Origin of the sequence: Caballeronia sordidicola, from assembly GCF_002220365.1 — a bacterium.
In the GTDB taxonomy this organism is placed as follows: domain Bacteria; phylum Pseudomonadota; class Gammaproteobacteria; order Burkholderiales; family Burkholderiaceae; genus Caballeronia; species Caballeronia sordidicola_C.
On the sequence record NZ_MTHB01000275.1, the window covers coordinates 29,551 to 42,655 of the forward strand.

General features: G+C 60.1%; 7 protein-coding genes. 3 read left to right on the top strand and 4 right to left on the bottom strand.

Features of this window, described 5'->3' with window-relative positions; all coding sequences use genetic code 11:
- Positions 1-76 precede the first annotated feature (76 nt).
- Positions 77-1,351, top strand: coding sequence for an amidohydrolase family protein (locus BSU04_RS39275; RefSeq protein ID WP_089165609.1), 1,275 nt, complete (start codon positions 77-79; stop codon positions 1,349-1,351).
- 97 nt (positions 1,352-1,448) lie between these two features.
- Here BSU04_RS39275 and BSU04_RS39280 read toward each other — a convergent pair whose 3' ends face one another.
- The 4 genes from BSU04_RS39280 to fixL all read right to left on the bottom strand — a co-directional run bounded on the left by BSU04_RS39280 (position 1,449) and on the right by fixL (position 8,177).
- On the bottom strand, positions 1,449-3,590 hold the full coding sequence (locus BSU04_RS39280) for a M3 family metallopeptidase (protein WP_089165610.1): 2,142 nt from the start codon (positions 3,588-3,590) through the stop codon (positions 1,449-1,451).
- Positions 3,591-3,834: 244 nt separating this feature from the next.
- Positions 3,835-4,698 carry a bifunctional methylenetetrahydrofolate dehydrogenase/methenyltetrahydrofolate cyclohydrolase FolD gene (gene folD, locus BSU04_RS39285; RefSeq protein WP_089165611.1) on the bottom strand — a complete coding sequence of 288 codons (864 nt, stop codon included), beginning with the start codon at positions 4,696-4,698 and terminating at the stop codon, positions 3,835-3,837.
- A gap of 306 nt (positions 4,699-5,004) precedes the next feature.
- Positions 5,005-5,652: an oxygen response regulator transcription factor FixJ gene (gene fixJ, locus BSU04_RS39290; protein WP_089165612.1), complete on the bottom strand. Its 648-nt coding sequence runs from the start codon at positions 5,650-5,652 to the stop codon at positions 5,005-5,007.
- Entirely contained in the window at positions 5,649-8,177 is a 2,529-nt protein-coding gene (gene fixL / locus BSU04_RS39295; protein ID WP_089165613.1) for an oxygen sensor histidine kinase FixL, read from the bottom strand. The genes fixJ and fixL overlap by 4 nt, the downstream gene beginning before the upstream one ends.
- 307 nt (positions 8,178-8,484) lie before the next feature.
- Between fixL and aceE the strand changes: the two genes are divergently transcribed.
- Both aceE and aceF read left to right on the top strand, forming a co-directional pair.
- The gene (gene aceE, locus BSU04_RS39300; RefSeq protein ID WP_089165614.1) at positions 8,485-11,184 is read left to right on the top strand and encodes a pyruvate dehydrogenase (acetyl-transferring), homodimeric type; all 2,700 of its coding nucleotides are present in this window, start codon (positions 8,485-8,487) and stop codon (positions 11,182-11,184) included.
- 101 nt (positions 11,185-11,285) lie between these two features.
- Positions 11,286-12,950 (top strand): dihydrolipoyllysine-residue acetyltransferase, encoded by a 1,665-nt coding sequence (gene aceF / locus BSU04_RS39305; protein WP_089165615.1) that lies wholly within the window; start codon positions 11,286-11,288, stop codon positions 12,948-12,950.
- Positions 12,951-13,105: the final 155 nt, after the last annotated feature.

The window sequence follows — 13,105 nt, forward strand, 5'->3', positions numbered from 1 at the left end:
AACGTGGCCGGCACACCGAAAATCGAGCTTTCTGTCCCGCTACAATCATCGAAACACTTGGCAAAAGGACAACCCCATGGACCTGATCATTCGACGCGCGGCGCTTGCGGATTCCCGCGATCTGGTGGACATCGGCATCGAAGGCGGGCGTTTCACCGCGATCGAGCCGCGGCTCGCGGCCACCGCGCCGGAGGAGATCGATGCCGCGGGTTCTCTTGTCACCGCGCCGTTCGTCGATGCGCATTTCCACATGGACGCCACGCTGTCCTACGGTTTGCCGCGAGTGAACGCGTCGGGAACCCTGCTGGAAGGGATCGCCTTATGGGGTGAGCTGAAGCCCGGGTTGACACAGGAAGCACTGGTCGACCGGGCGATGCAATATTGCGACTGGGCCGTTGCCCGCGGCCTGCTCGCGATTCGGTCGCACGTGGATGTCTGCGACCCGCGTCTGCTCGCCGTGCAAGCGCTGCTGGAAGTGAAGCGCCGGGTGAAGCCGTATCTGGACTTGCAACTTGTTGCGTTCCCGCAAGACGGCGTCTTGCGTAGCAAGGGCGCGTTCGAAAACCTGAAGCGCGCGATTTCGATGGGCGTCGATGTGGTCGGTGGAATTCCGCATTTCGAACGCACGATGGCCGATGGCGCCGAGTCCGTGCGCCTTCTCTGCGAGTTCGCGGCGCAGAAGGGGCTGCGCGTGGACATGCATTGCGATGAATCCGACGACCCCATGTCGCGCCATATAGAAACATTGGCGTCGGAGACACATCGGCTGGGGCTGCAGGGGCGTGTCACGGGTTCGCACCTCACGTCGATGCATTCCATGGACAACTATTACGTGAGCAAGCTGATCCCGTTGATCCGTGATTCCGGCGTGGCCGCGATCGCGAATCCGCTGATTAACATCACGCTTCAAGGCCGCGCCGATACCTACCCCAAGCGCCGAGGCATGACGCGCGTGCCGGAGTTGCTGGCAGCGGGGGTAGACGTAGCCTTCGGCCACGACTGCGTGATGGACCCGTGGTACAGCCTCGGCTCCGGCGACATGCTCGAAGTGGCGCACATGGGTTTGCACGTGGCGCAGATGACGGGCATCGATGCAATGCGTGCCGCGTTCGAAGCGGTGACGACGACGCCGGCGAGGATCCTGGGTATTGAAGGATATGGGATTGCCGTGGGCAACAACGCGGATTGCGTGGTACTGGACGCGCGCGATCCGGTTGAAGCGATTCGCTTGCGCGCGGCGCGAATAGCGGTGCTTCGTCGCGGCAAAGTGGTCAGCCGGGCGCCGGCGATGCGGGCGAAGCTCAGTCTGGAAGGGCGGCCGGAGGAAGTGAGTTTCCGGTTGAACCGATAAGTCGAACCCTCTATATAACGCGCATAAAAAAACCGTTCCAACGCGAGTTGGAACGGCCATCTTCAATCATTAAAACAGCATGGACGCTGTCATAACCTCAATGCGCCGCCTCCGGCGACATGCCGTTATGCCGCAACAGCGCATCGATATTCGGTTCCCGTCCGCGGAACGCCTTGAACGAGTCCATCGCCGGGCGGCTGCCGCCCACTTCAAGAATTTCGCGACGATACCGAGTGCCCGTTTTTGCGTCGAGCACTGATCCACCGCCAAGCTTCGCGGCCTCCTCAAACGCGGCATACGCATCCGCCGACAGCACTTCCGCCCACTTGTAGCTGTAGTACCCCGCGGCATATCCGCCGGAGAAAATGTGCGTGAAGGTATTAGTCCAGCGGGAGAAGGGCGCTTGCGGCACAACATGGAAACGCTCGTTGATCTCGCGCGCAAAGTCGTTCACGTTCGTCGCGCCAGCCGGATCGTAGTCGCTGTGAAGCTGGATATCGAACATGGACAGCACGATCTGGCGCAATGTGCCCAAACCGCTCTGGAAGTTCTTCGCGGCGAGCATCTTGTCGAACAGCTCGCGCGGCAACGTAGCGCCCGTATCCACGTGAGCGGACATGTCGGTGAGCACGTCCCACTCCCAGCAGAAGTTCTCCATGAATTGCGACGGCAGTTCGACCGCATCCCACTCCACGCCGTTGATACCCGATACCCCAAGTTCATCGACGCGCGTCAGCATGTGATGCAGGCCGTGCCCGAATTCATGGAACAGCGTAATGACTTCGTCGTGCGTAAAACACGCAGGCTTGCCGCCGACAGGCGCGGAGAAGTTACAGGTCAGATACGCGACGGGCGTCTGCACGCCGCCTTCACGGCGTTTGTGCCGCGAGCGGGCGTCGTCCATCCAGGCGCCGCCGCGTTTGCCTTCGCGCGCATACAGGTCCAGATAGAACTGCGCGACGAGCGTTCCGTCCTTGTTTTCAACGCGGAAAAAGCGCACTTCCGGATTCCAGACGGCAGCTTCATCTCGACGAATGGATACGCCAAAGAGCGTTTCCGTGACCTTGAATAAACCCTTCAGTACGGCCTCTTGCGGAAAATACTGCTTCACTTCGTTTTCCGAGAACGAATAACGCTGCTGGCGCAGGCGCTCCGCGGCGAAGGTCGAGTCCCACGGCTGCAATTCCGGCATCCCGAGTTCGGTCGCGGCGAATGCACGCAACTCCATCCAGTCGCGCTCGCCGTGCGGGCGCGCGCGCACGGCCAGGTCCTCCAGAAACGCGACCACCTGTGCCGGCGACTCCGCCATCTTCGGCGCAAGTGATACCTCGGCGAAGTTCTGATAGCCGAGCGCGTGCGCTTCTTCGGCACGCAGCTTCAATTGTTCGACTACATTCGCCGTATTGTCCCAGTCAGCCTTGCCGTTGCCGTAGTTCGGGCCCAGTTCGGACGCACGCGTCACATAGGCGCGATACATCGCCTCGCGCAATGGCCGATGTTCGGCGTACTGCATGACCGGGAAATACGACGGGAAATGCAGCGTGAACTTCCAGCCCTCGCGGCTTTCTTTCTGCGCGGCTTCGCGCGCCGCTTCGATCACGTCTTCCGGCAAACCAGCGAGTTCACTTTCGTTGGTCACGACATACGAAAACGCGTTGGTGGCATCGAGGACATGATCAGAGAATGCCTTCGATAACGCCGCCTGTTCTTCCTGAACGCGTGCAAAACGGGGTTTTTTGTCTTCGGGCAACTCGGCGCCCGACAAACGGAAACCTCGCAACTCGTTGCTGAGCATTTTCTTCTGCTCGACAGAAAGCGATGCGTGTTCTTCGCTCGCCGCAATTGCCTTGTATTTTTCATAGAGCGCCAGATTCTGTCCGACGCTTGCGGAAAACTCCGTCACGCGCGGCAAATTCTCGGCGTGGGCGGCACGCAGCTCGGGGGTATCGGCGACGGCATTCAGGTGGCCGATCACGCCCCACGCACGCGATAGCCTTTCGCTCGCGCGCTCCACGCTTTCGACTATGTCTTGCCAGGTGGCGGGTGTTTCAGGCGCGCTGGCGTGATCGACGGCGGCTTTTGCATCGGCGAGCAAGACGTCGAGCGCCGGCGTCACGTGTTCCGGTTTGATGTCGTTGAAACGGGGCAGGTCGGAGAAGTCGAGCAGGGGGTTGTCTGGGACTTGGGTCTGAGCCTGATTCGCTTGGTTCGCGGTATTCGATGGTGTCGAACTGGACATGACTCTCCCGGTTTCGGATAAAAAGGATGCGACGATGAATGTAAAAACCGCGCCGGACACAGCGCGCGATTTCGACGTTCGCTATCCACTATTGTGGGGACGCCTGCGCCGATTCTCAAATCGATTCTGGCTAAGGCGGTGATTTACCCGATCGGCGTGCTGGCTGTGCGTGTTAGTACGGTAATCCGGCGGCCGCTGCGCCCATCATGCATGTAAGCGCTGAACGGCGCTGACCCCCAACGCCTTAATCCCGATCCTGCTGCATCGCGCGTTCGGCGGCTTCGATGGTATTCACCAGCAGCATGGTGATGGTCATTGGCCCGACGCCGCCCGGTACGGGTGTGATGAAACCGGCTATGTCCTTCACGCCCGCAAAATCTACGTCGCCGCAGAGTTTGCCGTTCTCGTCGCGGTTCATGCCGACGTCGATCACTGTTGCACCGGGTTTGACCATGTCAGCGGTCAGGATATTGCGCCGTCCCGTTGCCGCGACGACCACATCCGCGTTGCGCGTCAGCGCGGCCAGATCGCGCGTTTTGCTGTGCGTGATGGTGACCGTGGCGCCGGCTTCGAGCAGCAGCATGGCCATCGGCTTGCCGACGATGTTCGAGCGTCCGATCACGACTGCGTTTGCGCCTTCCAACGGGATGTTATGGGCTTCGAACATCTTCATGACGCCGTACGGCGTGCACGGGCGAAACAGCGGTTTACCGGTCATCAGCGCGCCGGCGTTTTCGACATTGAAACCATCTACGTCCTTGGCGGGGGCAATGGCTTCGATGACTTTGTGGCTATCGATATGTTTTGGTAACGGAAGTTGCACCAGGATGCCGTGCACGTTCGGATCGTTGTTCAGGTCGTCGAGCCGGGTCAGCAATTCGCTTTCGGTGAGAGTGGACGGGAAACGATCGAATACGGAATGCAAGCCGTTGTCCTGACAGGCTTTCACTTTGTTGCGGACGTAGACCTCGCTGGCCGGATTTTCGCCGACAAGAATGACTGCCAGGCCGGGTTGCTGGCCACGGGCGGTCAGGGCGGCGGCACGCACGGCGACATCGGCGCGAAGGGTCTTGGAGAGGGCGTTGCCGTCGATGATTTGGGCAGTCATAGGAGGTCTGGGCGGAGGAAACTCCGCTGCTTTTCTTGAGGGCGCAGGGTCGCAAGGGGCCTGTTGCGCCAGTGCGGCGCGGCTTTGCGTTGAGTCGTTGATTATACCGGACGGGGATTATTGCTGGCGTGGCGCGCAGGGAGGTGCAGGGGCAATGCCCGGTTCCGGGCGGCTGTATTTCTTGACCCTATTTGTCACGCGCGATTGTCACGCTCGAGGGCGGGCGGCGCGGCTTCGGCTGAGCAAAAACCACTTCCGCCAAGGAGCAAAAAAGCCCCTCGGCAGACCACAGAGAACAGCTAAGACCTATTGCGCCGACTGCGTCTGCGGCTTGTTGGAAAGCGCCAGCCTGAGCAAATCCGCAACCGTATTCACGGAGAGCTTTTCCATGATGTTCGCGCGATGCGCTTCAACCGTCTTGATGCTGATACCAAGATCATCAGCGATCTGCTTATTCAAACGCCCCGCAATAATCCGCTCCAGCACCTGATGCTCCCGCGCCGTCAGCTTGCCCAGCCGCTCAGCCGCAGCCCGCTGCTGCTGCACGCTCGAACTCTCGGTACGCGCCTTATCCAGCATGCGTTCAACCAACTTGCGCAACTCGGCTTCGTCGAACGGCTTCTCGATGAAATCCATCGCACCCTTCTTCATGGTCGACACAGCCATTGGCACGTCGCCGTGACCCGTCACGAAGATGATCGGCAGCAGCGAATTTTCCGCAATCAGCCGTTCCTGCAATTCGAGACCGCTCATGCCTGACATCCGTACGTCCAGTATCAGGCACGAGATCGCGCCTGAATGGGCGATCGGGAGGTACGCATCAAGGTACGCTTCAGCGCTCGCAAAGCACGAGACGCGGTAGCCATTGGCTTCAAGCAGCCAGCGCAAAGAATCACGCACGGCCTCATCGTCGTCGACGACAAAGACGGTTTCCTGAGTGGTGACTGTGCTCATAGCTCTCCCGTAACAGTTTGTTGTGTGGATTGATGGCTGAGAGCTTCCGACCCGCTGTTACCTGGGCCATCGGCTTCTCCGATTGGCAAACTGCAATGGAATGTCGCGCCCGTGACTTGGCCGGCGGTGTCGATGTTATTCACCACCCACAAACGTCCACGATGCGATTCAATAATCGATCGGCAAATGTTCAAGCCCATGCCCATACCGTCGGACTTGGTGCTGTAGAAGGGTTCGAACAGGCGCTCAGCGGTGGCTTCGTCCACACCGGGTCCCTGGTCCACCACGCTCACGCAGACAAATCCGCCGTCCACCCGCTGCACGATGACCCGGATCACGGGATCGACGGCGTTTGGCTTGGCGTCATGCATGGCTTCTGCTGCGTTTTTCAGCAAGTTCACCAGCACTTGCTCGATCAGCACCGGGTCCACATGGATCACGGGCATACGCGAGCGGATTTCGGTGAGAATGCGAATCTTGCGTTTGCGCGCTTCAATTTCCGCGAGGCCGACTGCGTCAGCGACGATATCCGCCACCCGCGTAGGCTGACGTTTCGGCTCGCTGCGCTTCACGAATTCCCGAATGCGCTTGATGATCATGCCCGCGCGCACCGCTTGCTGCGCAGTTTTTTCGAGCACGGGCAACAGCGCGTCCTGCGTCATGCGGCCCGATTTAACGAGCGCGACGCACCCTGAACAGTAATTATTGATGGCGGCCAATGGCTGGTTCAACTCGTGTGCCAACGACGACGCCATTTCGCCCATCGTCATCAAACGGCTGGTGAACTGCAGTTTTTCTTCCTGCTGATCGGCGAGTTCCTGCGCTTGCTTGCGCGTGGTGATGTCGGTCGCAATCTGCATCTGCGCGAGGTGGCCGTCCACCCACTGGATGTACTGGCGACGCACTTCGAACCACTTCTGGATGCTCTCCACATACACTTCCTGCGCATCCGAGGTGCTTTCAGTCAACGCGGTGGCGGGCAGGCCTGCATAGGTATCGACCATATCGATGGAATCCGACGACGCCTGCGCCGTATCGAAACCCGCACCCGCCAGTTCGAGATGGCCGTCCGGGCGAATCCCGAACAGGTGCCGGTAGTATCGGTTCGCGAACAGCAGTTCGGCTTCGTCGGCGGCGAGCACGGATACCGCCGCGTCGAGGCTTTCCAACACGGTGGTGAAGCGTTCATGTGCGGCGGCGAGATCTTCGCGAGCGCGGCGCGGCTCGGTAATGTCGGTCATCGACGACATCCAGCCGGTCTGCCGGCCTGAACTATCGATCAGCGGCGAAACATAAAGCCGCGCGTGGAAGAACGAACCGTCCTTGCGCCGCACACGCAGTTCGAAGCCGGACGACGGCGCCTTGCCGCGCAAGGTCATATCCAGTTGCCGCTGCATTTCCGGATACGCGTCTTTCGGCCAGTACGGAAAGGGCGCTACTTTGGACACGAGATCGCTTTCGTCCCAGCCGGTCATCCGGCAAAACGCGGGATTCACGTGCGTGATCCGGCCGTGCATGTCGAGCACACGCATACCGATCAGCACTGAATTTTCCATCGCGCGTCGGAAGAACGCCTCGGCGTAGAGCGCTTGTTGCGCTTCAAAGCGTTGCCGCGTGTGTTTCCAGAGGCTCCACAAGCTCCACAGCACAAAACAAGACAAGCCGGCGACCAGCCAGACGAGTGTGTTGTTGGTGAAATTCGTGAGTTGCGGATACGAATAAACACGTACCGATACGCCTTGGCCCGGCGGATCAAGCGGCAGGTCGTAGAACATGTCGCGCGGTAACCTCGGCCGGCTGGAGGTCGTGGCGAGTTCGCGATTGTTCAGGTCGGTAATGGAAATCTTGTACTTGGCGGAGAGTTCGCTCGGAATGTCGTGCTTGAGAATCCCCTCGATGGAAAACACCGCCGCAATGGATCCGAGGAAATCACGGTCGCGATAAACCGGCGTTTGCAACGTGATGTAGCCGTTGCCTAAATCGTCGTACAGAAGCGGGGAGTAGACCTGCCGGCGGCTGGTGCGGGCTTCGTCGAACGCGGACTGGACGGCGTCGTCCATCTGCGCGTCGGTGGGCTTGGCGAGCCGTGAGCCGAGCACGGGCAGCGGCGTATTGGGCCAGCGGGGCTTGTGCTGCGCCGTGTACCAGTTCATGTAGAGGATCTCGGGATGCCCCTGCATGATGTCGCCGGTCGAGCTCTGGAACGACTGCGGGTCCCCGTGGCCAGTCGCAATATCACGTGCCAACGCCTGGATCTGCTCCTGCGCGCCAGTCATGGAAAGCCTGATTTGCTGCTGCGCCCAAGCCACGTTACGGTAGAGCGTGTCTTCCTGCTGTTGCTGTTCGCGCCGGTTGAGACTCCACAAGATCAGGCTCATCACGACCAGGAAAACCAGGATAGAGATGAGTGGGGTCAGCAAGTACGAGTTTGACCACCACGGTCCGTGGTGCCAGCGGGTCGGCGCCGAATCGTTGGGTAAGCCCCTCGACCGCGCCGAGCGTGCGAAAAGCCGTTCGGTCAACATGCGCGCAATTGTAACGCAGCGCCAGACTGTTAAATGGCGTAAAAAGACGGGAAAAGGCCCGCAATTGATCGCAAGGACACCAACGCGGCCATCAAAAAGTCCTTGTCACACGGTGCATTGCAGCATTTTTCCGCATTATGAGATTGAGTCTCATGATTCGAAAAATTGCTTGCACTACCGTTCTGAGGCTCTTTAGAATTGCCGCACGCGCGCTTGTCCCTCATTGTTTTCCGCGATTGAGTCTTGCGGATGGCTGAATGGCTCGCGTCGTCTGTTCACAGAGCGTTCCTCAAATCAGGAGACGAGCATGTCCGCTGTACCCGACGAAGTGATGAAATATGTCGCCAACGCCAAGGACGACGAAGATCCCCAGGAAACTGCTGAGTGGCTAGAAGCCCTCGACGGCGTGATTTCGGCAGTAGGCCCGGATCGTGCCCACTACCTGATCGAAAAGCAGATTGAATTTGCGCGCGTGCACGGCGAACATCTGCCGTTTTCAGCTAACACGCCGTACATCAACACCATTCCGGTCGCTGCCCAGTCGAAGATTCCTGGCGACCAGGACATCGAACACAAGATCCGCTCGTACACGCGTTGGAACGCCATCGCCATGGTGCTGCGCGCGGGCAAGGATACGAACGTGGGCGGGCACATTGCTTCGTTCGCGTCGGCGGCCACGCTGTATGACGTCGGCTTCAACCATTTTTGGCACGCACCGTCCCCCGAACATGGCGGCGATCTCGTGTTCGTGCAGGGGCATTCGTCGCCGGGTGTGTACTCGCGCGCGTTCTTGCTTGGCCGCCTGAAAGCAAGTCAGCTCGATAATTTCCGCCAGGAAGTGGGCGGCGAAGGCATTTCTTCGTATCCGCATCCATGGCTGATGCCGGACTTCTGGCAGTTCCCGACGGTGTCCATGGGCCTTGGCCCAATCATGGCGATCTATCAGGCGCGCTTCATGAAGTACCTGGACGCGCGCGGCATCATCACGGCAGGCAGCCGCAAGGTGTGGGCATTCTTGGGCGACGGCGAAACGGACGAACCGGAATCGCTCGGCGCGATCGGCATGGCCGGCCGTGAACGGCTCGACAACCTTGTCTTCGTGATCAACTGCAACCTGCAGCGTCTCGACGGCCCGGTTCGCGGCAACGGCAAGATCATCCAGGAACTCGAAAGCGAATTCCGCGGCGCCGGCTGGAACGTGATCAAGGTGGTGTGGGGCAGCCGCTGGGACTCGCTCTTCGCCCGCGATAAAACCGGTGCGCTGATGCGCCGGATGATGGAAGTGGTCGACGGTGAATACCAGACCTACAAGTCGGAGTCGGGCGCCTACGTGCGCGAGCATTTCTTCAACACGCCGGAACTCAAGGCGATGGTGGCGGAATGGTCCGACGAGGACATCTGGAACCTGAATCGCGGCGGCCATGATCCGCACAAGATCTACGCGGCGTATTCGGAAGCATCGAAGACGAAGGGTCAGCCGACCGTCATCCTCGCCAAGACCATCAAGGGTTATGGCATGGGCGAAGCGGGTCAGGCCATGAACATCACGCACCAGCAGAAGAAGCTGCACACTGATCAGCTGATGAAGTTCCGCGATCAGTTCAAGCTGCCGATCCCCGACGACAAGATCGCCGACGTGCCGTATCTGGAGTTCGAAGAAGGGTCGAAGGAACTCGAGTACATGCGCGCTCGCCGCCAGGAACTCGGTGGTTATCTGCCGGCGCGCCGTCAGAAAGCCGAATCGCTGCCGGTGCCGGATCTGTCGGCGTTCGAACCGGTGTTGAAGGGCACGGGGCCGGGACGCGAGATCTCCACGACCATGGCGTTCGTGCGGATTCTCAACATCCTGCTGAAGGACAAGGCGCTCGGCAAACGCATCGTGCCAATCGTGCCGGATGAATCGCGTACGTTTGGTATGGAAGGTTTGTTCCGCCAGATCGGTATCTGGAATCAGGACGGCCAGAAGTACGTGCCGGAAGACTCCGACCAGTTGATGTTCTATCGCGAATCGGAAACCGGCCAGATCCTGCAGGAAGGGATCAACGAAGCTGGCGGGATGTGTGACTGGATCGCGGCCGCGACGTCGTATTCGACGCACGGCGAGATCATGATCCCGTTCTACATCTTCTATTCCATGTTCGGCTTCCAGCGTATTGGCGATCTCGCATGGGCAGCGGGCGACATGCGTTCGCGCGGCTTCCTGCTGGGCGGCACGGCTGGACGTACGACGCTGAACGGCGAAGGCCTGCAGCACGAAGACGGCCATTCGTTGATGTGGGCGGCGTCGGTGCCGAACTGCGTGAGCTACGACCCGACCTTCGGTTACGAACTCGCGGTGATCATGCAGGACGGTTTGCGTCGCATGGTGGCGGATCAGGAAGACGTGTACTACTACGTCACGGTGATGAACGAGAATTACGAACATCCGGCGATCCCGCAGGGTGATGGCGTAGCCGCCGACATCATCAAGGGCATGTACTCGTTCCGCAAATCGGATGCCGACGCTAAAGCGCCGCGCGTTCAACTGATGGGCGCGGGCACGATCTTCAATGAAGTGATCGCCGCTGCTGACCTGCTGAAGAACGACTGGAACGTCGCCGCCGATCTCTGGAGCGTCCCGAGCTTTACGGAACTGGCACGCGAAGGCGCGCAAGTGGAGCGCTGGAACCTGCTGCACCCGACCGAAGAACGCCAGGTCTCGCACGTGACGAAGCTGCTGAAGGACGCAAAAGGTCCGGTGGTGGCATCGACGGATTATGTGCGTGCGCTCGTCGACCAGATTCGCGGTTATGTGCCGAACAAGTTTGTCGTGCTCGGCACGGACGGTTATGGCCGTTCGGACACGCGCGAGAAACTCCGCCATTTCTTCGAAGTCGACCGCTACTGGGTCACTGTCGCGGCGCTCAACGCGCTGGCCGACGAAGGCACGATCGAACGCAAGGTTGTCGCCGACGCGATCGCGAAGTACGCGCTCGACCCCGCCAAACCCAACCCGATGACGGTTTAACGCATCGGCCCCCGAGCGTTGTTGCGCGAAGTCGCCTTGCCCTTGGGCTTTAGCCTCGTGGCGGGGCGATTTTCGCGTCGCGACCCAGGAGACAATAAACAATGAGTCAAGCGATCGAAGTCAAGGTGCCGGATATCGGCGATTACACGGACATTCCGGTGATCGAGGTGCTGGTGAAAGTGGGTGACACCGTCGAGAAGGAGCAATCGCTCGTCACGCTGGAATCCGATAAAGCGACCATGGACGTGCCCAGTTCGGCCGCCGGCGTCGTGAAGGAAGTGAAGGTCAAGGTTGGCGACAACGTGTCCGAAGGCGCGTTGATCGTCGTCCTGGAAGCGGCTGATTCCGGCGCTGCTGCTACGCCGAAGGCCGCTGAGAAACCCGCTGAAGCGCCTGCCCAGGAGAAGGCTCCCGCGGCGGCTGCCCCGGCTGCATCGTCGGGCGGTGGATCGGTTGAAGTGAAGGTGCCGGATATCGGCGACTTCAAGGACATTCCGGTCATCGAAGTGAACGTGAAGGTCGGCGACAAGGTCGAGAAAGAGCAATCGCTCGTTACGCTCGAATCCGACAAAGCCACCATGGACGTGCCGTCGCCCGCAGCGGGCACGGTCAAGGAACTGAAGGTCAAGGTGGGTGACAACGTCTCGGAAGGCACGTTGATTCTCGTGCTGGAAGGCGGTGAAGGGTCCGCTTCAGCGGCCGCGCCCGCAGCCGCGCCTGCTGCAGCACCGAAGCAGTCAGCGCCTGCAGACGCAGCGCCTAAATCCGCGCCGGCTCAGAAAGAAGCGCCGTCCGCACTCGCGCTCGCCCCGGCTATTCCGGCGGGCGAAGGCGGCTCGCATACGTCGAGTCATGCATCACCGTCGGTGCGCAAATTTGCGCGCGAACTGGGCGTCGATGTTGCGTCCGTCAAGGGCACGGGCCCGAAGAACCGCATCACGCAAGCTGACGTGACCGCGTTCGTGAAGGGTGTGATGAGCGGCCAGGGTAAAGCGCCGGCGGCAGCCGCCGCAGCGCCGGCCGGTGGCGGCGAGTTGAACCTGCTGCCATGGCCGAAGGTCGACTTTACGAAGTTCGGTCCGGTCGATCCGAAGCCGCTGTCGCGCATCAAGAAGATTTCGGGTGCGAATCTGCATCGTAACTGGGTGATGATTCCGCACGTCACGAACAACGACGAAGCCGATATCACCGACCTGGAAGCGCTGCGTGTGACGCTGAACAAGGAAAACGAAAAGGCCGGCGTGAAGTTCACCATGCTCGCATTCGTGATCAAGGCGGTGGTTGCCGCGTTGAAGAAATTCCCGACGTTCAACGCGAGCCTCGACGGCGATAACCTCGTCTTCAAGCAGTATTACAACGTCGGTTTTGCCGCCGATACCCCGAACGGTTTGATGGTTCCGGTGATTCGCGACGCGGACAAGAAGGGTCTCGTCGATGTCGCCCGCGAAATGGCCGATCTGTCCAAGGCAGCGCGTGAGGGCAAGCTGAAGCCGGATCAGATGCAAGGCGGATGTTTCTCGATTTCGTCGCTGGGTGGCATCGGAGGAACGCATTTCACGCCGATCATCAATGCACCTGAAGTGGCAATTTTAGGGTTGTCGCGGGGCGCGATGAAGCCGGTGTGGGACGGCAAGGCGTTTGTACCTCGCCTGATTCTGCCTTTGTCGCTGTCGTACGATCATCGGGTAATCGATGGCGCCGAGGCCGCGCGGTTCAATGCTTACCTTTCTGCCGTGCTGGCGGATTTCCGTCGCGTGAGTCTTTGAGGTTGGTGGCTTGGCGGGCCGCTTTATGGGTCCGCCAACCGCCTCATTGAACCTGCATCGCACTGCACTCAGCAAAGAAAGGCAAGTCTGCCGACGGCAGAACCAAGGGCTACGCGTTGCATCCTTTGGTTCTGCCCGCTTCCTTCTTAGGGGAC